Raw genomic sequence first — 22,951 nt, 5'->3', positions numbered from 1 at the left:
GATCCGGACACGCCATGATCGAAGTTCACGATGTACGCAAGGCCTTCGGCGCCGTCCAGGCGCTGGGCGGCGTTTCCTTTACTGCGCGCGATGGCCAGATCACCGCGCTGCTCGGCCCCAACGGCGCCGGCAAGACCACCCTGCTGCGCACGCTCGTCGGCCTGCTTAAGCGCGACCATGGCAGCATCCTGATCGGCGGCGTCGACCCCGAACAGGACCCGATGGCGGTGCGCCGCAATATCGGTTTTCTTACCGACCAGTTCGGGCTGTACGAGCGCCTGACCACCCGCGAATACCTGCATTATTTCGGCGAACTCAATGACATGCAGGCCCCGGCACTGCGCACGCGCATCGGCGAAGTGGCCGAGCTGCTGGGCATGGAAGACATCCTGGATCGCCGCGCCAAGGGCTTTTCGCAGGGCCAGCGCATCAAGGTCGCGCTGGCGCGCACGCTGCTGCACCGCCCGCGCCACCTGCTGCTCGATGAACCGAGCCGCGGCCTGGACGTGATGAGCACGCGTGCACTGCGCACGGCGCTGAACGCGCTGCGCGAGGACGGCAGCTGCGTGATCATGGCCACCCACGTGATGCAGGAAGTGACGCACCTGTGCGACGACGTCATCGTCATCGCCAAGGGCCATACCGTGGCCCAGGGCTCGCCCGACGAATTGTGCCGGCGCACCGGCATCACCAACCTGGAGGACGCCTTCGTCAGCCTGGTCGGCACCGAAGAAGGTATCGCATGAAGTCCAAGATCCGGATCGTGTTTTTGAAAGAGCTGCGCGAGATGCTGCGCGAGCGCCGCACGCTGATGTTTTTGCTGGCCGCCTCGCTGATGTACCCGGCCATCATCGGCCTGCTGCTGAACCAGATGATCGAACGGAACACGCGCACCGAGCGGGAAGGCATCGAGATGGTCGTCATCGGCGGTGCGAAAGCGCCGACCCTGATGGCCCAGCTGCGCGAGCGCAGCGTGACCGTCACCGAGGCCGCGCCGATGAGTGAAGACGCCATTGGCGAGCTGCTGCGCGCCAAAAAGACCGTCGCCGTGCTGCGCGTGACGGACGACTACGTCGCCAACTACCAGGCCATGCGCCCGGCGCGCCTGGAGCTGTGGTTCGATTCATCCACCGAAAGCGGCCCGCAGCGGCGCGACGTCGAGGACATCCTGCAGGCCTACAGCATCAATATCGCCAGCGCGCGCCTGCTCGCGCACGGCGTCTCGCCCGCCACGCTCTCGCCCATTGAACTGCAGCGCCATGACACCGGCACCAATGCCTCGCGCTCGGCGATGGTCATCGGGGGCATCATCGGCATCCTGTTTTTGCCGGCGTTCTTCCTGAACCTGTCGGCGGCCGTCGACAGCACGGCGGGCGAACGCGAACGGCGCTCGCTCGAAGTGCTGATGGCGCAGCCGGCCCGCAGCTGGGAACTGGTGGTCGGCAAATGGCTGGCTGCGAGCGTGCCATCGCTGTTGGGCGTAACGCTGATCCTGTGCGTCGCCCACGCGATCCTGCGCTGGCTGCCGCTCGAAGAAATCGGCATGTCGTGGAACCTGGGCTGGGGTGAGCTGATGCTCGTGTGCCTGGTCACGGTGCCGCTGTCGCTGCTCTCGAGCGCCCTGTACATCGGCCTGGCGATGAACGCGAAGACCTTCAAGGAAGCCCAGACCACGGTCAGCTTCGTGACGATCCTGCCCGTGATTCCGGGCTTTCTGGTGTCGTTCATGGAACTCAAGACCGCGACCTGGATGTACCTGGTGCCGATGCTGTCGAACCAGACCCTGGTCAAGGAACTGGCCAAGACGGGCGACATCGGCCCGCTGCCGTTCGTGCTGACGTTTTCATGCGCGCTGCTCCCGGCGCTGCTGGTGGTGGCGTTCGCGAGCTGGCGCATGAAGAGCGAGAAATACGTGCTGGGTGTGTAATCCCGCCGTACAATCGAAGCCCCTTTTCAAGAACACAGCAGAGCGGAGCAGAACATGGATGTAAAAGTCAGCTGGAATGGCCCGTCGGGCATGAGCTTCCGGGCCCAGACGGGCAGCGGCCACATGGTGGCGATGGATGGTGCACCGGAAGGCGGTGGCCACAACCTGGCGCCGCGCCCGATGGAGATGGTGTTGATCGGCACCGGCGGCTGCGCCGCGTATGACGTGGTGCTGATCCTCAAACGCGGGCGCGAAGACGTGCGCGGGTGCGACGTGACGCTGCAGGCCGAGCGCGCCGAAACCGATCCGAAGGTCTTCACGAAGATCAACTTCCACTTCGTGGTCACGGGCCGCAACCTGAAACCGGCGGCCGTCGAACGCGCGGTGCAGCTATCGCATGACAAGTACTGCTCGGCGTCGGCCATGCTGGCCAAGACCGCCGAGATGACGCATTCGATCGAGATCGTCGAAGGCTAGTTTGTAGAAAGTTAAACGGGGCCTCAGATGCGGTAGGCGGCGGTGGTCATGACCTTGGCCATCGCCCGCATCGCCATCTTGACCGGCATCGGCAACGGGGCTGCACCCATCGCCTGGGCGGCGTCGGCATGTGCGATTTCATCGACGCGCATCTGGTCGACGATCGCGCGTGACTTGGCGTCCTGCTGCGGCAGCAGTTCGAGGTGGCTGTTCAGGTGTGCCTCGACCTGGCGTTCGGTCTCCACCACGAAGCCCAGGCTGACCGGATCGCCGATCCGCGCCGCCACGGCGCCCATCACATAGGCGCCGGCATACCACAGCGGATTGAGCACGCTCGGCTGCGAACCCAGTTCGTCCAGCCGCTGCGCGCACCAGGCCAGGTGGTCTTCCTCTTCTTGCCCGGCTTCTTCGAACTGCGCGCGCAGTTGCGGCGTGTGGGCAAAGCTGGCCTGCGCATCGTACAGGGCCTGGGCGCACACTTCGCCCACATGGTTCACGCGCATCAGGCCTGCGCTGTGACGGCGCTCGGTGTCGGACAGCTCGCTGTCCATGGCGTGTGTGGCCGGGTTCGGGCGCGACATGGCGGTCACGCCGCCGACGACGCGCAAGGCCTTGTCGACGCCGACGATCAGGTGGTCCAGGGGGCTGATGAAACGATTCGCGGTCATGGCTGGCTCGGTAATCTAGTCGCTGAGGCCTTCATTATATGCCTTCCTTTGCGCGATCCACCCGACCAGCGGGCCTTCCGGCTCGATGCCCGAGATGTTCTTGGCCACGCCCAGGTTCAGTTCGAGCAGGTACGGCACCGACACCAGCGGCACGCCGGGGCAGTGGCGGGAAAACGCGTCCAGAAAACGCGCCGACTCCACGGTGGGCATGACCTTCTCCCCGCTCATGAACTGCAGCACGCTGGTGATCGTGTGACCCTTGCCCAGCGTGTGATAGACGAAGCGGTTGAATTCGCGGTCGACCGTCTTGAAGTCGATTTCGTTTTTCGTCATCAAGCCGGCCAGATACACGAGGCCCAGGCCGACGCGGAACCAGTCGGTCGATTCGGCCCGGCTGCGCCCTTCGCGCATCAGGACCAGCAGTTTTTCTTGGGTGGCGGCATCCATATTCCCATTATCCATAATTTGGACGGGCGCGGGCCGCACCCGTTGCGCGGGACAACAAATTTATAGAAAGAAACCCAGCATGCACCCTGTCACCGGATAATGCAGCCTGGGGCCCGCTTTGGTCCGTGCATCGCACCGTGCCGGTCCTGGCCGTGACGATTGAATACAATGCCAGTGTGAAAAAAGAGTAGCTGCGATGTAAATACATCACTGCAGCCAGGAGTTGTCATGCAATTAAAGATCCGCAATTTGTCCAAGACCTACGCCAACGGCGTGGTCGCGCTCGACCGTGTCACGCTGACTATCCCGGCCGGGATGTTCGGGCTGCTCGGCCCGAACGGCGCGGGCAAATCGACACTGATGCGGATCCTGGCCACGCTGCAGGAATGCGACGCCGGCTCGGTGTTCCTTGACGATATCGATGTACTGGACGAAAAAGACGCGGTGCGCCGCATGCTCGGCTATCTGCCGCAGGATTTCGGCGTTTATCCCAAGGTCACGGCCTATGACCTGCTCGACCATTTCGCGCAGCTCAAGGGCCTGTCGCACCGGGCACGCCGGCGCGAAGTCGTCGACGGCCTGCTGCAGCAGACCAATCTGTGGGACGTGCGCGCGCAGCGCCTTGGTACCTTCTCGGGCGGCATGCGCCAGCGCTTCGGCATCGCTCAGGCCTTGCTGGGCGACCCGCGTCTGATCATCGTCGACGAACCCACCGCGGGCCTGGATCCGCAGGAGCGCGTGCGCTTTCATAACCTGCTGTCGGACATTAGCGAAGAACGCACCGTGCTGCTCTCGACCCACATCGTGTCCGACGTGGCCGACCTGTGCGCGAATATGGCGATCATCAACAAGGGCCAGGTGCTGCTGTGCGGCGAGCCGCAGGAGCTCATCTACGGCATCGAAGACTTCATCTGGGCGCGCTTCGTCACCAAGGCCGAACTGCCGGCGTTCCAGGCGCGCCACAGCGTGATCTCGAGCCGCCTGCTCAGTGGCCGCACCCTGATCCACGTGTATGCCGAAGACGATCCGGGCGACGGCTTCGAGCCGGCCCGCGCGAGCCTGGACGACGTGTACTTTGCCACCATCGCCGGCCGTCATAATCCCGCCGCCGGGGACTGCTGACCGTGCGCGCACTGCTCGTCATTGCCCGTTTCGAGACCAGGCAGCGCCTGCGGTTGCTCTCGACCTGGGTGTATTTCGCCGGCTTCCTGGCGCTCGGGATGCTGTGGATGGTGGCGTCGGGCGGCGCGTTTCGTGAGCTGTCGATCACGTTCGGCACCCGCATCGCGATCGACGGACCGCGCCAGATCGCACTGGCCACGGCGATGCTCGGCAGCCTCGGGGTCATCGTCGCGGCAGCCGTCATGGGCCGCGCGGTGCAGCAGGATTTCGAGCACGAGATGCACCACTTCTTTTTCAGCGCGCCGCTGCGCAAGGCCGACTACGTGTTCGGCCGCTTCCTGGGCGCGTATGCCACGCTGGCCGTGATCTTCGCCGGCATCGTGCTGGGCCTGTGGTTCGGCACGATGCTGCCCGGGATCGCGCCCGATCGCCTCGGCGGCGCGCCGCTGGCGGCCTGGCTGACGCCCTATCTGTTCACGCTCCTGCCCAACCTGTTCATCTTTGGCGCGATCTTCTTCGTGCTGGCCGCCCTCACCCGGCGCATGCTGCCGGTGTACGTGGCCAGCGTGATCATGACGCTCGGGTACACGGTTGCACCGTCGCTGGCGCGCGACCTCGATTTCAAGACGCTGGCCGCGCTGATCGACCCGTTCGGCACCACGGCCCTGATTCGCCTGACCGAATACTGGCCGCTGGCCGAGCGCAACGTGCGCCTGATTGCATTGACCGACGTGTATCTGGTCAACCGCGTGATCTGGGCCGGCTTCTCGCTGCTGGTGCTGCTGCTTGGCTACTGGCGTTTTCAGGCGGTCGGCGAAACGGAGAGCCAGACACGTGCACGCCGCAAGCTGGCGCCCGAGCCGCCGTCCGGCCCGACGCCGCCGTTGTCACGGGCGGCGCGCGATACCAGCACGCCGCCGGATTTCGCGGCCCGCAGCCTGGCCGTGCTGCTCGTCAAATCAAGCTGGGGCGAGCTGCGCGAATCGACCCGCAACGCGTACTTCGTGGCGCTGGCCACGGCCGGCGTGCTCGCACTGATCGCCAGCGCGCTTGACCTTGGCGCGATGTATGGCACGCCGACGTATCCCGTCACCTACATGATGCTGGAGCTGATCCGCGATGTGACCGGCCTGTTCGTGATCATCACGACCATCTTCTATGCCGGTGAACTGGTCTGGCGCGAGCGTGAGATGCGCACCAGCCAGATCCTCGATGCGCTGCCGGTGCCAAGCTGGCTGCCGCTGGCCAGCAAGACGCTGGCACTGGTCGGGCTGCAAGCCTGCCTGCTGCTCGTTGCCATGGTCACGGCCATGCTGATCCAGCTGTTCAAGGGGTACTTCCAGCTCGAACCGGGCCTGTATCTGCAGGCGCTGTTTGCCATCATGCTGCCCCACTTCGCGCTGCTCGCAGTGCTGGCGATTGCAGTGCAGGTCATCGTCAACCACAAATACCTGGCCAACTTCGTCATGATCGGCTGGGTGCTGGCGGCGCTCGCCTTCAATGGCGCAGGTCTCGATCATCCGCTGGTGCTGTACGCGGTCTGGCCCGACCTGACCTATTCGGCGATGAACGGCTTTGGCCACTACCTGCTGCGCGAGCGCTTCTACCTGCTGTACTGGAGCGGCGCGGCCCTGATGCTGCTGGGCGCGGCGCGCGCGCTGTGGCAAAGGGGCGTCGACAGTGGCTGGCGCCAGCGCCTGCAGTTGGCGCGGCGCAGCTTGACCCTCCCGGTGCTGGCCACGATCGGCGCCGGCGCCGTCGTGTTCGCGGGCAGCGGCGCTTTCCTGGCCTGGGAAATGGCGCAGGGCGGCTACCTGAGCGCCCATCAGGCCGAACAGCTGCGCGCCGACTACGAACAACGCTACCACCGCACCGCGTTCCTGCCGCAGCCGCGCATCTCGGCCATCAAGCTCGATACGGCCATCCATCCCGCCGCGCGTTCGCTGCTGGTCAAAGGCAGCTATCAGCTCGAAAACCGCAACAGCCGGCCGTTGTCGGACGTGGTGCTGTACCAGCAGCGCGGCGCACGCCTGAACGTGACGTTCACGCAGCCGGCAACGCTGGCCGAGAGCGACCCGGAGCGCGGTTTCTATCGCTACCGTCTGACCACGCCGATGGCGCCGGGCGCGCGCATGGGGCTGGACTTCACCGTCGACTACGCGCCGCGCGGCCTGCTCGGCCTGGGCAGCGAAACGCCGGTGGTGGCCAACGGCACGTTCTTCACGGATGACGTCATGCCGCGCATCGGCTACCAGCCGGCGGTGGAACTGCGTGACGAACGCGATCGCCGCCGCCACGGCCTGGCCCCGCGCGCGCGCATGGCCGCGCGTGACGATCCGGCGGCGCGCGCCAATCACCTGCTGGGCATGGACGCCGACTGGATCGACTTCGAGACCACCGTCAGCACAAGTGCCGACCAGATCGCGGTGGCGCCAGGTACGCTGGTGCGCGAATGGAGCCAGGACGGCCGGCGCTACTTCCGCTACAAGATGGATCGCCCGATGCTGAACAATTATGCCTTCCAGTCGGCGCGCTACGAAGTGCGCCACGAGCGCTGGCAGGACGTGACGATCGACGTGTATTACCACCCGGGTCACGACGCGAACGTCGAGCGCATGGTGCGCGGCGCCCAGGCCGGTCTCGATTACGGCGCGCGCAACTTCGGACGCTACCCGCTGCGCGAACTGCGCATCGTCGAATTCCCCCGTTACAGCAATATGGCCCACGCCTACCCGGGCGTGATCCCGTTCTCGGAAAGCGCCGGCTTCATTGCGCGCATCGATCCCGGCTCGCCGAAAGACCTCGACTACCCGTTCTACATCACCGCGCACGAGACGGCGCACCAGTGGTGGGGGCACCAGCTCATCGGCGCCAACACGCGCGGCAGCACAGTGCTCAGCGAAGGCGTGTCCGAGTACATGGCGCTGATGGTCATGCAGCGCGCCTACGGTGCGGGCAAGATGCGGCGCTTCCTGCGCTATGACCTGGACCGCTATCTGAGGGGCCGCGCAAACGAGCAGCGCAAGGAAGCGCCGCTGGCGCTCAACGAACAGCAGCCTTACATCCAGTACCAGAAAGGTGCGCTGGCGCTGTACCTGATGCAGGACATGCTGGGCGAGGATGTGGTCAACGGCGTGCTGCGTGGCCTGTTGGAGCGGCACGGCTATCAGGGCCCGCCCTACCCGACCGCATCAAGTCTGATCGACGGCCTGCGCGCCGTCACGCCGCCTTCGAAGGCCTATCTGGTCGACGACCTGTTCGAATCGATCGTGCTGTACGAGAACCGGGCCGACAGCGCCACGGCGCGCCGGCGCGCGGATGGCAAGTACGAAGTAACGATCCGCGCCAGCGCCGGCAAGATGCGCGCTACCGACCAGGGCGAAGAGCAGCCGATGCTGCTGCACGACTTCATCGAATTCGGCGTGGACGACAGCGATGGCAATCCGTTAGTGCGCGAACGGCGCCTCGTCAGCAAGGACGAACAGCAGATTACGCTGGTGGTCGATGGCGTCCCGGCGCGTGCCGGCATCGATCCCGATAACAAGTTGATCGATCGAAAACCGCGAGACAATATGTTGGCAGTCGACAAGCAGTAGTTCTCGCGCTATGATCAAATCAAAATATGGGGGAGGAAGCGTCATGTCAAACCTGGTCACGGAGATTACCGAAAAAATCCAGATGCTGAACGCAACAGAGAAGCAGCAAGTACTACACATGCTGCTGCAGGACATCGACGGGCCCGATCAGGACGCCGATGAAGCGTGGCGCAACGAAGTCGTGCGGCGCGTGCAAGCCATTCACAACGGCGAAGCAGCCATTCGCGCATTGAAGGAATGGCAGGACTGACAGCGTTCGGTTAGTCCGACAAAGAAAAAACCGCGGCATGCCGCGGTTTTTTTACGCCGGTAGGCGCTGGTTTATTTCGCCGCTGCCTTCTTGGCAGGCGCTTTCTTGGCCGCCGGCTTCTTGGCCACTGCCTTCTTGGCCGCAGGTGCTTTCTTGGCCGCTGGCTTGGCGGCTGCCTTGCGCGCCGCCTTCACTGGGGCGGCTGCACCGTCCACCGCTGCATCGGCATCGACGGCGCCATCGGCAGCGCCGGCCTTGACCTTGGCGCCCGGCTTGGCCTTGCGCTCTTCGAATTCGAAGCTGATCTTGTTGTCCTTGCCACGTACCAGAAACGCCTTGAACGCGCGCCGTGTGCGCTGTGAGACAAAGCCCGGCAGCAGGTCGGTTTTGCCTTCATTGAGCAGTTTGCTCATCTGTTCAGGCAGGATCTCCTGCTGCAGGATGATGCGGCCGCTGCGGAAGTCGCACGTTTTTGGCTTGGCCACGCTGTGTTCGCACACATAGGCCAATGGCATTTCGAACACGCCGCCGGTGCACTTCGGGCACGGACCGACCGGCGTCTGGCCGGTAAAGTCCACGCCTTCGCCATCGGCGCCTTCATCGTCCTGGCCAAAGTCGAACTCGAGCTTGAAGTTCTTGATCTCTTCGTCGCGCACGATGCGCAGGATGGCGGCAAACGGGCGGCCCATTTTAGAGCGGAAGCCTTGCAGCGGGCCGATCGTGCGTTTTTCAAGCAGCTCTTCGACTTCGCTGATCTCGAACTGGCGGCTGCCCGGCGTCTTGCTCATCGAGAAATCGCACTTGGTGCAGGCAAAGCGGCGGTAGTTTTCCTTGACCACGCTCGCGCAGTTCGGGCACGGGGTGGTCAGCGTCGCGTAGTCGCCCGGGATCGTGTCGTTGCTGTATTCCTTGGCACGCTTGACGATGATCTGGGTCATCTGGGCAATTTCGCGCATGAATTCTTCACGCGAGATCTTGCCCTTTTCCATTTGCGAGAGCTTGAATTCCCATTCGCCGGTCAGCTCGGGCGCGGTCAGTTCATTCACGCCCAGGCCGCGCAGCAAGGTCATCAGCTGCGATGCTTTTGCGGTCGGCATCAGCTCGCGGCCTTCGCGTAGCAGGTATTTCTCGGTCAGCAGGCCCTCGATGATGGCGGCGCGCGTTGCCGGCGTGCCCAGGCCCTTGCCGGCCATCGCGTCGCGCAGCTCGTCCGAGTCGATCAGCTTGCCAGCGCCTTCCATGGCCGACAGCAGCGTCGCTTCGTTGTAGCGCGCCGGCGGTTTGGTGACCAGGGCGTTGGCCGTGATCTTCTCGGTCAGGACTTTCTCGCCCTTGGCCACCGGCACCAGGTTGGCGCCATCCTTGTCGTCGCCCAGGTCCTTGCCGTACACGGCCAGCCAGCCGGGGTTGGTCATGACCTTGCCTTCGGTCTTGAACTGGTGGCCCGAGACTTCGGTGAAGCGCGTGGTGACCAAAAATTCAGCGGCCGGGAAGAACACGGCCAGGAAACGGCGCGTGACCAGGTCGTACAGTTTCTGTTCCGGCTCGGACAGATTTTTTGGCACGATGCCGGTCGGGATAATCGCGAAGTGATCCGAAATCTTGGTGTTGTCGAAAATGCGCTTGTTCGGTTTGACCCAGCCGCCCTTGGTCACCTGCTTGGCGAACTGATTGTAGTTGTTGGTCTCGGCCAGCGCGACGAGCGTTTCCTTGACCGTGGCAATATAGTCTTCAGGCAAGTGACGCGAATCGGTACGCGGGTAAGTCAGCACCTTGTGCTTTTCGTACAGCGCCTGGGCCAGGCCCAGCGTGTTCTTGGCCGAAAAACCGAAACGGCCGTTGGCTTCGCGCTGCAGGCTGGTCAGGTCGAACAGCGCCGGCGCCATCGACGTGGTCGGCTTGGATTCTTCGGTGACGGCGCCCTGCTTGCCGCGGCAGGCGGCGGCGATCGAGTCGGCTGCGGTCTTGCTCCACAGGCGTTCGGCGCGCTTTTCAGGGTCGTTCTCGTCCTTCTTGAACTTCTGGTCGAGCCAGCGGCCTTCGTAGATACCGGCGGCGCACACGAACTCGGCGCGCACTTCCCAGTAGTCGCGGGCAACGAATTTCTTGATCTTTTCTTCACGCTCGACGACGATCGACAGCGTCGGCGTCTGCACGCGGCCGACGGTGGTCAGGTAGAAGCCGCCCTCTTTCGAGTTGAACGCCGTCATGGCGCGCGTGCCATTGATGCCGATCAACCAATCGGCTTCGGAGCGGCAGCGCGCGGCATCGGCCAGCGGCAGCATTTCTTCGTCGCTGCGCAGATTGGCGAAGCCGTCGCGGATCGCGCCGGCCGTCATCGACTGCAGCCACAGGCGCTTGACCGGTTGCTTGGCCTTCGCGTTCTGCGCAATCAGGCGGAAAATCAGTTCACCCTCGCGCCCGGCATCGCATGCGTTGATCAGCGTCGTGACATCCTTGCGCTTGATCAATCGATTCAGCACCTTCAGGCGCGATTCGGTCTTGGCGATCGGATTGAGCGCGAAGTACGGCGGGATCATGGGCAGGTGCGTGAAGCTCCACTTGCCGCGCTTGACGTCGTGCTCTTCGGGCACGGCGATTTCAAGCAGGTGGCCAACAGCCGACGAGAGCACGAATTCGTCCGATTCGAAGTACTCATCGTGCTTGGTGAAGCCGCCCAGCGTCTTGGCGATGTCGTTCGCGACCGACGGCTTCTCGGCGATGATGAGGGATTTGGTCATAGTGTTTCTCGTCGTACTGTCTATATAGTGTGGGGCTTGCGCATCATACATGCTCGGGCCGGCGCCGGTGAAATTCTGGCCATCATGCCAGTTTGGTAACGTCCTGAATGAAGCGGCCAATGATAAGCGGGTTTTCGCGCTTCCGGCAAGGGGCCGCCCCACGCTGGTGCATTCAGACAGACAGGCCGGAAATACAAAACGGGGCGCGCAGCCCCGTTCGTTTATTGCCATTATTGCACCAAATTCAGTGCAATAAACGCGGCTCCTGCTCGTCGTCGTCGCTGAACAGATCGTCGAACATCAGCGCGTCCGGCTCCTTGCCCTGACTCCACAGCACCATCAGCACGATGATCTTGAGTTTGCTCAATGCAATGGGCGATTCGTCGCAGGCGAGCGCACGCTCGATGACGATTTCGCGCTGGATCGGGCCCAGGACCTTGGCGCTTTCGAGGAAGGCGATGAAGCCGATCGCTGCGCTGCCGAGCTCGATATATTCTTCGTCGACATAGTAACGGGTGCCCGTGGACGCATCGATCGTTTCGGGCAGCGGCGCGTCGGTCAACCCGCCCAGCCAGTCGAGCGCCTCCGTGATTTCGATGTCATCGAAACCAACGGCGGAGAGCTTGCGCGCCAGGGCTGCCGGCTCGGGGCAGGCGTCGGGACGGTAGTACGTCTCGTAGAGATAGACCAGGATGTCGAACATAGTGACGCTACTGTAGCAGCTAAACTTCGTGAGGCACAAGTGGAGCACGCCAGCCACGCCGCACCACGGAAAAACCGTTGTATCCAAGCCTTGTTCAATAAGCCAGCTTATTAATAATGATTAAAAACAAGCACATACCATTCGCATAATACAGATCGGGAAGCATGACTCCGTTGTCATGGTCGGTCATAAACACGCCCTTTCAGCGCCAGATGCGCTGCATCCGGCCGCCCGGCAACCGGGTCACGAGGCCGGCCAGTTCCAGCTCGAGCAGGCGCGCGCCAAGGGCCCCGGGGTCGATGACGAGGCGGGCCAGCAGCTCGTCGAGCGCGACCGGTTCGTGGCCCAGAGCGTCAAGCAGGATGGCGTCGTCCTCCGACGCAGGCGCCGCGGCATCGACCTGCGGCAACCCTGCCAGCGGCGACAGCCGCATGGCCATCAACACATCGTCCACCGTCTCGACCAGTTGCGCGCCTTCGCGAATCAGGCGATGGCAGCCCTTGGTCAGCGCCGAATGAATGGAACCGGGCAGCGCGAACACCTCGCGGCCCTGCTCGGCTGCCAGTTGCGCCGTGATCAGCGAGCCGGACTGCGCCGCCGCCTCGATCACCAGCACGCCCGCTGCCAGGCCGCTGATGATGCGGTTGCGGCGTGGGAAGTTGGCGGCCAGCGGCGGCATGCCCAGCGGATATTCGCTGACGATGCAGCCCTGCGCGGCGATCCGGTGCGCCAGCGCGCGGTTGCGCGCCGGATAGACGCGGTCCAGGCCCGTGCCGACGACGGCGATTGTCGAACCAATGCCGCGCAGCGCGCCTTCGTGCGCCGCTGTATCGATCCCCAGCGCCAGCCCTGACACCACGCACAGCCCGGCGCCGGACAGCGCCGCAGCGAACGATTCGGCATCCACCCTGCCCTGCACGCTGGCATTGCGGCTGCCCACGACCGCAATGAGCGGCTGCGCCAGCAATTCCACGCGGCCACTGACATATAACAGCAGCGGCGGATCGGGAATCTCGGCCAGCGCCGGCGGATAGTGTGGATCGTGGCACGTGACGAGATGGTGGTCAGGCGCGGCCAGCCAGGCCAGCGTGGCGTCGATGAGGGCCGCCAGCGCGGGCGTGACGGGGGCGCAGATGGCGCGTGCCTGTGCAGGGGTGACATGGGCGCCCAGCGCTGTGGGGCCAGCGCGCAGGATGGCACCGGGGGTGCCGAACACGGCCAGCAGCGCGTGCACGCTGCGGCGCCCTACCCCGTCGGCCTGTTCCAGGCGCAGCCAGTCGGCGATCGGGGTGGCATGCTCATGGGGCATTGGGCGGGGGTCCGTGGCCTGCACGGCGGGGTTACTCCGGTGATTTGACCACGTCGCCGACTTGCACGGGCGCTGTCACCGTCATGATCAAGCCGTACGAGACGTTCTTGAACACGCGGAAGATGAACAGGCTGCCGTTTTGTTCGTCAGGCATTTTCAACTGGGCACGCCCCATGCCGAGGAAACCCCGGCTCGCCGGGTCGGCCACAGTCTTCCCGACATGATAGAGCTGCAGCACGGCGCCGACATCGAGTCCGTCAACCGCGCCCCGGTTGACAGTGACGACCTGGCTCTGGCCGGCGTAGGTCACGCCGGCGTATATGGACATCACGCGCGCATCGATCGGTTGCAGCGGCGCATGCGGCACGTAATTGCGCACCGGCGTGGGCGGCTGCGGCACCAGCAGGTCGCCCACGCCCATTTCGCGCACGGTGTCGACGACCTGGAACGTGTGCGCATCGACGCCCGGGCCGGCCGGGGTAACGAGCTTGACGCTGCCCAGGAAGGCCGCTTCATGCGCCATCACCTTGCCGGTCTGCGGATCGCGCAGCACGGTGCCGGGGCGGAACACCTGGTACACCGTGTCGCTCGTGAGCGCGCCATGCACGTACACGCGGTCGCCCATGCCCAGGTAGAAACGGCCTTCCTGCGAGGCGACGATGCGCGGCGCGCCGGCCAGCTCGTCGGCTTCGACCACCAGCGGCTGGGTCAGGTACGGCTCGATGGCGCCGGCGGGGATCGACGGCACCGCGCCCTGGCCCGTGCCTTCGCTGCGCACCTGCGGCGACAGGCGCGTCAGCGGCGGCTGGCCGCGGCCATCGCCATCTTCGCCAGGCCGGTTGAACGACAGGCGGCCGCGCGCGCGGTCGAACCAGATCACCTGGCCCGGATAGATCCAGTGCGGGTTGCGAATTTCATCACGGTTCATGCCCCAGACCTGCGGCCAGCACCATGGGTTGCGCAGGAACTTGCCAGAAATGTCCCAGAGGGTGTCGCGCTTGACGACGACGTGCTTGTCAGGAGCGTCGGGGCGGAACGCGCAGGCCGCCGATGGGGCGGCGGTATTCGTCTGGGCCACGGCGGGGACGCTCGCGGCGCAGGCCAGCAAGGCCACCGCTGCAGCATGGGCCATGACTGTGCTAAAATTTTTCATTGAAGACGTCCGTTAAGTCCGGCGTTAAGACAGCGTAAATCCGAATACGATTGCAGGCCGCGCGGCTATTGCGCCCGGCCGCGGCGCCAGAAGCATCACGACGTACCGCTCCCCGCCCACGGAAGGGTTGCTGTATAGAATCAAATTCTGCACACAATTGCCTGAACTAGCAAGACAAACCGGCGTTTGTCCTGCGGGGCGTGTGGCGCATTTGCTGTCTGAAATTGCCCGCGCTCTAGCCCCCCGTCAACCGCACCCACCTCTCGAAATCCGAACTGATCATGGCCCTACTCGACATCCTTCGCTATCCCGACCCACGTCTGCACAAGATTGCCACGCCCGTGACCGAATTCGGCACCGAGCGCCTGCGCACCCTGGTCGCCGACATGGCCGACACCATGTATGACGCGCCTGGCGTCGGCCTGGCCGCGAGCCAGGTGGACGTGCACGAGCAGGTCGTCACGATCGACGTCACCGAAGCGCAGGACGATCTGATGGTGTTCATCAATCCTGAAATCACCTGGTCGAGCGACGAGCGCGCCGTGTACGACGAAGGCTGCCTGTCGGTGCCGGGCGTGTACGATGGCGTCGAGCGGCCGTCGCGCGTGAAGGTGCGCGCCTTCGATCTCGAGGGCAAGGAATTCACGGTCGACGCCGATGGCCTGCTGGCCGTCTGTATTCAGCACGAGATGGATCACCTCAAGGGCAAGGTGTTTGTCGAATACCTGTCGCCACTGAAACGCAACCGCATCAAGGCCAAGCTGCAGAAGGAAGAGCGCGGCCTGGCGCGTGAAGCAGCCCAGCGCGGCGCGCGTCGTTGATGAAGGTCGTTTTTGCCGGCACGCCGGAGTTTGCCGCCGTCGCCCTGCGTGCGATCCACGAAGCCGGTTTTACCGTGCCGCTGGTGCTCACTCAGCCTGACCGCCCGGCCGGGCGCGGGATGCAGTTGCAGGCTTCCAGCGTCAAGCAATACGCGCTGGCGCATGGCATGCCGGTCGCGCAGCCGCTGTCGCTGCGCACTGACAGCAAGGATCCCGAACGCGCCGAACAGGCACGCGTCGCCCACGCGCAGCTGCTGGCACTGGACTACGACGTGATGGTGGTGGCGGCCTATGGCCTGATCCTGCCGCGCAGCACGCTCGACATTCGCCCCTGCATTAATATTCACGGCTCACTGCTGCCACGCTGGCGCGGCGCCGCGCCGATCCACCGCGCGATCGAAGCGGGTGACGTGGACGCCGGCGTGACCATCATGGAAATGGAAGAAGGCCTCGACACCGGCCCGATGCTGCTGATGGAAGGCTTGCCGATCGAGGCCGCCGACACCACCGGCACGCTGCACGACAAGGTGGCGGCGCTGGGCGCGCGCATGATCGTCGAGGCGCTGCACAAGATGGCCGCTGGCGAACTGGTGGCCACACCGCAGCCAGAGGCCGGCGTGACCTACGCGGCCAAGATCACGAAAGAAGAAGCCAAGCTCGATTTCGCACTGCCAGCGGACGTCCTGGCGCGCAAGGTCCGTGCGTTCAATCCGTTCCCCGGTGCGAATGGCGTGGTCGATGGCGTGGCGGTCAAGATCTGGCACGCCGATGCAGTGGAAGGCAGCGGCGCACCGGGCCAGGTGCTGCAGGCCGATGCGGGCGGGATCGTGGTGGCGTGTGGCACGGGCGCGCTGCGCCTGACCGAGCTGCAGAAACCGGGCGGCAAGCGCCTGGCGGCAGCAGAATTCCTGAAGGGTTTTGCGCTGACGGGACTGCAGTTCAGCTAACGAAGCACGGGCTCCGGATACGACAAGGCAGCCCACGGGCTGCCGTTTTTGTCTTCACGCCATGAAAAAGGCGCCTCGCCGGCGCCTTGCAACTGCTTAGTCTGCCTGCGAATCACGCTCGGCATCCATGTGTTCACGCAGAACCTGGTTGATGCGGGTCTGATAGCCAGGACCTGCGGCCTTGAACCATTCAAGCATATCCACATCCAGGCGGATCGTGACGATCTGTTTCACACCATTGCTGGCGACTTGAGGTTTCGACGATGCTGCTGGCTCCGGGTTGCGGTCCATCGGCTGATCCCAGTCCGGTCGATATTCTTTGTTCATGCGTTATCCCATCTATTCACGCCACTCGCGGTGGCTTGACTTGATTGTCGTCTCACCATGTAACGTAAAGATTGCTGCACAGCCGTGAATTGTAACGTCATGTAACACATTCCATGTTACATACAAAAGGATACATACACAGGGTCAACTTTCAGCGATATCAACGGCTTGGCGTATAATCGTAGACCGCCCAACAGGCAATCTTCAAGCCGCCCTCCTCGAAAGACCTCACCATGAACGCCCGCTCCAACGCCATTTCGCCGATCGAAACCCAGCTGCGTGACATCCTCGCGCGCCGTATCATGATCCTGGATGGCGCGATGGGCACGATCATCCAGCAGTACAAGCTCGATGAAGCGGCGTATCGCGGCGAGCGGTTTGCAACCTTCGCTGCGCCCGAAGGCAGTGGCGCGCGCGAGCTCTTCGTCAAGGGTAATAACGAGCTGCTGACGCTGACGCAGCCGCAGATCATCCAGGAAATCCACGAACGCTATCTGGCCGCCGGCGCCGACCTGCTTGAAACAAACACATTCGGCGCGACCGGCGTGGCGCAGGACGACTATCACATGGCGCACCTGGCTTACGAGATGAACGTGCAAGCGGCCCGACTCGCGCGCGCTGCCTGCGACAAGTACTCGACGCCAGACAAGCCGCGCTTTGTCGCCGGCGCGTTGGGCCCGACGCCCAAGACCGCCTCGATATCGCCCGACGTGAACGACCCGGCGGCGCGCAATGTGACCTTCGACCAGCTGGTCGCGTCGTACCATGAGCAGGTGCGCGGCCTGGTCGATGGCGGCGCCGACGTGCTGCTGGTCGAGACGATCTTCGATACCCTGAACTGCAAGGCGGCGCTGTTTGCGATCGACCTGTACTTCGACGAACACCCGGATGTGCCGCGCCTGCCCCTGATGATCTCGGGCACCGTGACCGATGCTTCGGGCCGCATCCTGTCGGGCCAGACCGTGCCTGCCTTCTGGAATTCGGTGCGCCATGCCAAGCCGCTGACGATTGGCCTGAATTGCGCGCTGGGCGCCGCCCTGATGCGACCGTACGCGCAAGAGCTGTCGAACATCGCCGACACGTTCGTCTGTATCTACCCGAATGCCGGCCTGCCCAACCCGATGAGCGACACGGGCTTTGACGAACTGCCCGCAGACACGTCCGCGCTGCTGCGCGAATTCGCCGACGCGGGCTTCATCAATATCGCCGGCGGCTGCTGCGGCACGACGCCGGAGCACATCAACGCGATCGCGACCATCCTCGAGCAGCACGCGCCACGCACGATCCCCGAGATTCCGGTGGCGATGCGCCTGTCGGGCCTGGAGCCATTCACGATCGACGAGTCGTCGCTGTTCGTCAACGTCGGCGAGCGCACCAACGTGACGGGTTCAAAAGCGTTTGCGCGCATGATCCTCAACGAGCAGTTCGACGAGGCGTTGTCGGTCGCGCGCCAGCAGGTCGAGAACGGCGCCCAGGTCATCGACATCAATATGGACGAAGCGATGCTCGACTCGCAGGCGGCCATGACGCGCTTTTTGAACCTGATCGCGTCGGAACCCGATATCTCGCGCGTGCCGGTGATGATCGACTCGTCGAAGTGGTCGGTGATCGAGGCGGGCCTGAAGTGCGTGCAGGGCAAGGCGATCGTCAACTCGATCTCGATGAAGGAAGGCGAAGCAGAATTCATTCGCCAGGCGGTCCTGTGCCGCCGCTACGGCGCGGCCGTGATCGTGATGGCGTTCGACGAACAGGGCCAGGCCGATACGTTCGCGCGCAAGACCGAGATCTGCGGCCGCGCCTATAAGGTGCTGACCGAGCAGGTGGGCTTCCCGCCCGAAGACATCATTTTTGACCCGAACATTTTCGCAATCGCGACCGGCATCGAAGAGCACGACAACTACGCGAACGACTTCATCGAAGCGTGCCAGTGGATCCGCGACAATCTGCCGTACGCGAAGATCTCGGGCGGCGTGTCGAACGTGTCGTTCAGCTTCCGCGGCAACGATCCGGCACGTGAAGCGATCCACACCGTGTTCCTGTACCACGCGATCAAGGCCGGCCTGACGATGGGCATCGTCAACGCCGGCATGGTCGGCGTCTACGACAACCTGGCGCCCGAACTGCGCGAGCGCGTCGAGGACGTCGTGCTCAATCGCCGCAAGGACGCCACCGAACGCATGATCGAGATCGCCGGTACGCTCAAAGCCGGCGGCAACAAGCAGGAACAGAACCTCGAGTGGCGTGAAGCGGCGGTCGAACAGCGCCTGGCGCACGCGCTGGTGCACGGCATCACGCAGTGGATCGTCGAGGACACCGAAGAAATGCGCCAGCAAGTGCTGGCGTCAAAGGGTCGCCCGATCCACGTGATCGAAGGCCCGCTGATGGACGGCATGAACATCGTCGGCGACCTGTTCGGCCAGGGCAAGATGTTCCTGCCGCAGGTGGTCAAGTCGGCGCGCGTGATGAAGCAGGCGGTGGCGCACCTGGTGCCGTTCATCGAAGAAGAAAAGGCACTCGAAGAAGCGCGCACCGGCATCGTCTCCAAGCCCAAGGGTAAGATGGTGATCGCCACCGTCAAGGGCGACGTGCACGACATCGGCAAGAACATCGTCTCGGTGGTCATGCAGTGCAATAACTTCGAGATCGTCAATATGGGCGTGATGGTGCCGTGCGCTGACATCCTCGCGCGTGCGAAGGAAGAAAACGCCGACATGGTGGGCCTGTCGGGCCTGATCACGCCATCGCTCGAAGAAATGGCGCACGTGGCGCGCGAGATGCAGCGCGATCCGTACTTCCGCGACCGCAAGATGCCGCTCCTGATCGGCGGCGCGACCACCAGCCGCGCGCACACGGCCGTGAAGATCGCGCCGTTCTACGACGGCCCGGTCGTGTACGTGCCGGATGCATCGCGTTCGGTGTCGGTCGGCCAGTCGCTGGTCACGGACGACACGCGCGACGCCTATATCATCGAACTGGCGCAGGACTACGAACGTATCCGCATCCAGCACGCCAGCAAGAAGGCGCTGCCGATGCTCACGCTCGAGCAGGCCCGCGCCAACAAGGCGCGCCTCGATTTCGCACCGGTAAAACCAAAGTTCATTGGCCGGCGCATCTTCAAAAATGTCGACCTGGGCATGATCGCGCGCTACATCGACTGGGGCCCGTTCTTCCAGACCTGGGACCTGGCCGGCCCGTTCCCCGGCATCCTCACCGATGCGGTGGTGGGCGACGCCGCCAGCAAGGTGTTTGCCGAAGGCCAGGCAATGCTCAAGCGGATCATCGAAGGCCGCTGGCTGTCGGCCAACGGCGTCATCGCGCTGCTGCCGGCGAACACGGTGCATGACGACGACATCGAAATCTACACCGACGAAACGCGCTCGCAAGTGGCGCTGACCTGGTACGGCCTGCGCCAGCAGGGCGTGAAACCCCTGGTAAACGGCGAGCAGCGCCCGAACCAGTGCATCGCCGACTTCATCGCGCCAAAGGACAGCGGCGTCGCCGACTACATCGGCATGTTCGCCGTGACGGCAGGCCTGGGCATCGAAAAGCACGAGCAGCGTTTCGAAGCTGCGCACGACGACTACTCGTCGATCATGCTCAAGTCGCTGGCTGACCGCCTGGCCGAAGCGTTCGCCGAATATCTGCACGAACGCGTGCGCACCGACCTGTGGGGTTACGCCGTCGGCGAAGACCTGAGCAACGAAGCGCTGATCGCCGAAAAATACCTGGGCATCCGCCCCGCCCCAGGCTACCCGGCCTGCCCCGAGCACACAGTCAAAGCCGACATGTTCGCCACGCTGCAAGCTGAAGAAATCGGCATGCAATTGACCGAGTCCTACGCCATGTATCCCGGCGCCGCGGTCTCCGGCTTCTACCTGGCCCACCCCGACTCAAAATACTTCGTCGTCGGCAAGATCGGCAACGACCAGGTCGCCGACATGGCCACCCGCCGCAACATGGACAAACAAGAAGTCGAACGCCACCTGGCCCCCAACCTCTCCTGACCCAATGAGGGTCAGAGTAGAATTAATCGGTAATTTTCCTTCAGATCACTAATTTTAATTAGGGTCAGAGTCGAATTATTGAGCAATTGCTTTCGCCAATAGCGGGCTCGGCCATTCAAGGCCATGCGGATTGGAAAAGTTGTCAAACAATTCGACTCTGACCCTAATTGTTGGGTAATTGCTTTTCTGGCGGGGAATGTGAAACGGGCCGGCAGTTTCCTGGCGGCCCGATTGGGTGATGCTGCTGGTGACGTTAGATAGCGTAGCGTACGACCTTGTCGCTCCATTCAAATGCGGCCACTTCGAGTTCGGCCAGGTCGTCGCCGTCGAAGGCCAGTGACTTGAGGCCAGCGAGCATATCGTCCTGCTCGTCGTCCATGCGCTCGATCGATTCGGCCAGCTTGAGCAGTTCGCCAAAGAAGCCCGTGCGGCTCAGGAGCGCGGCGCGTACTTCGTCGATCACGGGGATCTGTTCGACGATGTCGCGCATCGGAATGCAGAACAGCGTATCCATCAGCGACATCATGCCGACCGTGAATGCGATGTCGGCGACGTTGCGCTGCCCCGGGCGCATGCGCTGGGCCAGCAGCTCCATCAGGCGTGCGCGCGTCGTGGCCAGCATCAGGAGCGGACTCTGGCTGTGGCCGCGCACGTCGGGCTCGGCAAACAGCAGGATCTGCAGCCAGCGCTGCAATTGGCGCCGGCCCAGCAGGGTCAGGGCCTGGCTGATCGATTCGATGCGGCGCCCTGCCCCCACTGCCGGCGTGTTCACCAGGCGCAGCAGGTTCAGGCCAATCGTCACTTCGCGTTTGACCACCTGCTCGATCTCGGCATTGTCGGCATCCGACATGATCAGGTTCATCAGGTCGAGCACCGTCGTCTGCGACGGCGACAACTTGCGCCCTGCAATCACCGATGGCTTGGCAAAATAATAGCCCTGGAAATAGTCGAAGCCGACGTCCAGGCAAGTACGGTATTCGGTAAGGTTCTCGACCTTCTCTGCCACCAGCCGCTTGCCGGTGGTGCGCAGGCGCGGCGCGAGCGACAGCATCGTCACGAGCGGCAGCGCGCGCAGGTCCATCTTGACGAAGTCGATCACCGGCAGCAAACGCGATAGCGCCGCGCCATGGGCCGAGGCTTCGGCAGCAAAGCGAAAGCCGTGCGCTGCCAGATGCGTCATGCGGTTGATGACGTCAACATCGGGCTCGACCGAGCTGACGATCTCCAGCACCGTGCGCTCGCGCGGCATGAACGCAAACATGTCGCTCATCAGCGCCTCTTTGTCGACATTGATGAACGCGGTCGCATCGCCAATGGCGCGCGGCAGGCCGAGCTGGGACGCATGGTGGATGACGCTGGCGCTGGCCGACAGGCCGGATTCGAATTCGGCTGGCCCCTGGGCACTGCCCCGGAACAGCAGCTCGTAACCAAACAAAGCCTGGTTACGGTCCAGCACCGGCTGGCGCGCCAAGAAGAAATTGCGCATGCGCAGTGGCTGGGATGCCTCGTCGAGGCGGGCTGTATCGGTCATGTCATTCTCAATATCGCGGCAACCAATCTACTTTACCGCATCCGAATGACAGTTGGGTTTCCTAAAATAAATTTTTTGTGAGAATGTTGGGGAACGATCAACTCGGTGACAGTGTCGCCACGTCCTGCGGCAAGCCATCGACGAACACTTTCAGCTCGCCAGGCGCGAAATGGGTCCATACCTCGTTCATTGTCAGCGGTTCAGTCACGATGATCGCGACCCGGTCATCGGGGGTCGTTACCTGAGAAAAGTCGACCGACAGGTCTTCGTCCGACAGGCAGGCCGTCACGAACGGGTGCTTGCGCACGACGTAACACAGCTTGGTCGAACAATGCGTGTACAGCGCCGTACCATCCGACAGCATCATGTTAAAGGTCCCATGGGCGGCAATGCCGGGAATGATGCGTTCGAGCGCACCGGCCAGCGCCGCGCGTGTGGGCGCCGTATCGCCAAACTCGCGACGCAGGCTTTGCAGCAGGAAGCAGAACGCCAGCTCGCTGTCGGTCGTGCCGACAGGCCGGAATGCGCCATCGAGCACGGGTGCAAATCCCTTGAGGTCGCCGTTGTGGGCAAACACCCAGTAGCGGCCCCACAATTCGCGCACGAACGGATGACAGTTTTCGAGCGCCACCTGGCCGACGGTGGCCTTGCGGATATGGGCAATAACGTTGGTGGACTTGATCGGGTAACGCTTGATCAGCTCGGCGATCGGCGAAGCAACTGCCGCCTGGTGATCGACGAAGTGGCGTACGCCGGTACCTTCGAAGAACGCGATCCCCCAGCCATCGTGGTGGGTATCGGTGTGGCCGCCGCGGTGGGCGAAGCCGGTAAAAGAAAAGACAATGTCAGTAGGGACATTGCAGTTCATTCCAAGTAACTGGCACATGGGTACAGCTTCGTATGCTACTGAAATGAAAGCGCCATCACC

Annotated in this window: 18 protein-coding genes; 9 read left to right on the top strand and 9 right to left on the bottom strand. The window is 63.5% G+C overall.

Features of this window, described 5'->3' with window-relative positions; all coding sequences use genetic code 11:
• The first annotated feature begins 14 nt into the window (after window positions 1-14).
• Genes AC56LH_RS00325 through AC56LH_RS00315 form a run of 3 tightly spaced genes read left to right on the top strand, consistent with a single transcriptional unit; the run spans window position 15 to window position 2,404 of the window.
• Entirely contained in the window at window positions 15-746 is a 732-nt protein-coding gene (locus AC56LH_RS00325) for an ABC transporter ATP-binding protein (RefSeq protein ID WP_499575504.1), read from the top strand.
• The gene (locus AC56LH_RS00320) at window positions 743-1,927 is read left to right on the top strand and encodes an ABC transporter permease (RefSeq protein WP_499643049.1); all 1,185 of its coding nucleotides are present in this window, start codon (window positions 743-745) and stop codon (window positions 1,925-1,927) included. The genes AC56LH_RS00325 and AC56LH_RS00320 overlap by 4 nt, the downstream gene beginning before the upstream one ends.
• Window positions 1,928-1,981: 54 nt before the next feature.
• A complete protein-coding gene (locus AC56LH_RS00315; protein WP_499643047.1) occupies window positions 1,982-2,404 on the top strand; it encodes an OsmC family protein in 423 nt (140 codons plus the stop codon).
• Window positions 2,405-2,427: 23 nt separating this feature from the next.
• Here AC56LH_RS00315 and coq7 read toward each other — a convergent pair whose 3' ends face one another.
• Together coq7 and AC56LH_RS00305 are read right to left on the bottom strand one after the other, a co-directional pair.
• Window positions 2,428-3,072: a 2-polyprenyl-3-methyl-6-methoxy-1,4-benzoquinone monooxygenase gene (gene coq7, locus AC56LH_RS00310; protein WP_499643045.1), complete on the bottom strand. Its 645-nt coding sequence runs from the start codon at window positions 3,070-3,072 to the stop codon at window positions 2,428-2,430.
• Between the two features lie 15 nt (window positions 3,073-3,087).
• Window positions 3,088-3,519 (bottom strand): hypothetical protein, encoded by a 432-nt coding sequence (locus AC56LH_RS00305; protein WP_499643043.1) that lies wholly within the window; start codon window positions 3,517-3,519, stop codon window positions 3,088-3,090.
• A gap of 228 nt (window positions 3,520-3,747) precedes the next feature.
• Between AC56LH_RS00305 and AC56LH_RS00300 the strand changes: the two genes are divergently transcribed.
• Genes AC56LH_RS00300 through AC56LH_RS00290 form a run of 3 tightly spaced genes read left to right on the top strand, consistent with a single transcriptional unit; the run spans window position 3,748 to window position 8,487 of the window.
• The gene (locus AC56LH_RS00300; RefSeq protein ID WP_499643041.1) at window positions 3,748-4,641 is read left to right on the top strand and encodes an ABC transporter ATP-binding protein; all 894 of its coding nucleotides are present in this window, start codon (window positions 3,748-3,750) and stop codon (window positions 4,639-4,641) included.
• A 2-nt stretch (window positions 4,642-4,643) separates the two neighbouring features.
• The gene (locus AC56LH_RS00295) at window positions 4,644-8,237 is read left to right on the top strand and encodes an ABC transporter permease/M1 family aminopeptidase (protein WP_499643039.1); all 3,594 of its coding nucleotides are present in this window, start codon (window positions 4,644-4,646) and stop codon (window positions 8,235-8,237) included.
• Window positions 8,238-8,280: 43 nt separating this feature from the next.
• Window positions 8,281-8,487, top strand: coding sequence for an addiction module protein (locus AC56LH_RS00290; protein WP_332532557.1), 207 nt, complete (start codon window positions 8,281-8,283; stop codon window positions 8,485-8,487).
• A 71-nt stretch (window positions 8,488-8,558) separates the two neighbouring features.
• Here AC56LH_RS00290 and AC56LH_RS00285 read toward each other — a convergent pair whose 3' ends face one another.
• The 4 genes from AC56LH_RS00285 to AC56LH_RS00270 form a co-directional block, all read right to left on the bottom strand.
• On the bottom strand, window positions 8,559-11,228 hold the full coding sequence (locus AC56LH_RS00285; protein ID WP_499643037.1) for a DNA topoisomerase III: 2,670 nt from the start codon (window positions 11,226-11,228) through the stop codon (window positions 8,559-8,561).
• A gap of 244 nt (window positions 11,229-11,472) precedes the next feature.
• Window positions 11,473-11,931, bottom strand: coding sequence for a Smg family protein (locus AC56LH_RS00280; RefSeq protein WP_183556726.1), 459 nt, complete (start codon window positions 11,929-11,931; stop codon window positions 11,473-11,475).
• Between the two features lie 202 nt (window positions 11,932-12,133).
• A complete protein-coding gene (dprA, locus tag AC56LH_RS00275) occupies window positions 12,134-13,240 on the bottom strand; it encodes a DNA-processing protein DprA (protein WP_499643035.1) in 1,107 nt (368 codons plus the stop codon).
• A gap of 31 nt (window positions 13,241-13,271) precedes the next feature.
• Window positions 13,272-14,393, bottom strand: coding sequence for a LysM peptidoglycan-binding domain-containing protein (locus AC56LH_RS00270; protein ID WP_499643033.1), 1,122 nt, complete (start codon window positions 14,391-14,393; stop codon window positions 13,272-13,274).
• 281 nt (window positions 14,394-14,674) lie between these two features.
• Here AC56LH_RS00270 and def point away from each other — a divergent pair, with 281 nt between their 5' ends.
• Both def and fmt read left to right on the top strand, forming a co-directional pair.
• Window positions 14,675-15,214: a peptide deformylase gene (gene def, locus AC56LH_RS00265; protein WP_183556720.1), complete on the top strand. Its 540-nt coding sequence runs from the start codon at window positions 14,675-14,677 to the stop codon at window positions 15,212-15,214.
• The gene (gene fmt / locus AC56LH_RS00260) at window positions 15,214-16,161 is read left to right on the top strand and encodes a methionyl-tRNA formyltransferase (RefSeq protein ID WP_499643031.1); all 948 of its coding nucleotides are present in this window, start codon (window positions 15,214-15,216) and stop codon (window positions 16,159-16,161) included. Before def ends, fmt begins: the two co-directional genes overlap by 1 nt.
• 96 nt (window positions 16,162-16,257) lie before the next feature.
• Here fmt and AC56LH_RS00255 read toward each other — a convergent pair whose 3' ends face one another.
• Window positions 16,258-16,488 (bottom strand): BrnA antitoxin family protein, encoded by a 231-nt coding sequence (locus tag AC56LH_RS00255; protein ID WP_499575467.1) that lies wholly within the window; start codon window positions 16,486-16,488, stop codon window positions 16,258-16,260.
• A gap of 233 nt (window positions 16,489-16,721) precedes the next feature.
• On the opposite strand from AC56LH_RS00255, the gene metH reads away from it, so the two are divergent.
• Window positions 16,722-20,492 (top strand): methionine synthase, encoded by a 3,771-nt coding sequence (metH, locus tag AC56LH_RS00250; RefSeq protein ID WP_499643029.1) that lies wholly within the window; start codon window positions 16,722-16,724, stop codon window positions 20,490-20,492.
• A gap of 253 nt (window positions 20,493-20,745) precedes the next feature.
• Here metH and AC56LH_RS00245 read toward each other — a convergent pair whose 3' ends face one another.
• Window positions 20,746-22,023, bottom strand: a complete 1,278-nt coding sequence (locus AC56LH_RS00245) for an EAL and HDOD domain-containing protein (protein ID WP_499643027.1) — start codon at window positions 22,021-22,023, stop codon at window positions 20,746-20,748.
• Window positions 22,024-22,120: 97 nt separating this feature from the next.
• Window positions 22,121-22,909, bottom strand: a complete 789-nt coding sequence (locus tag AC56LH_RS00240; RefSeq protein ID WP_499643025.1) for a class II glutamine amidotransferase — start codon at window positions 22,907-22,909, stop codon at window positions 22,121-22,123.
• Between the last annotated feature and the right edge of the window lie 42 nt (window positions 22,910-22,951).

The sequence above is a fragment of the Telluria sp. LT1R51-2 genome (assembly GCF_059685775.1).
The sequence above is the reverse complement of the archived record's forward strand: the minus strand, read 5'-3'. Positions and strand labels throughout refer to the sequence as shown.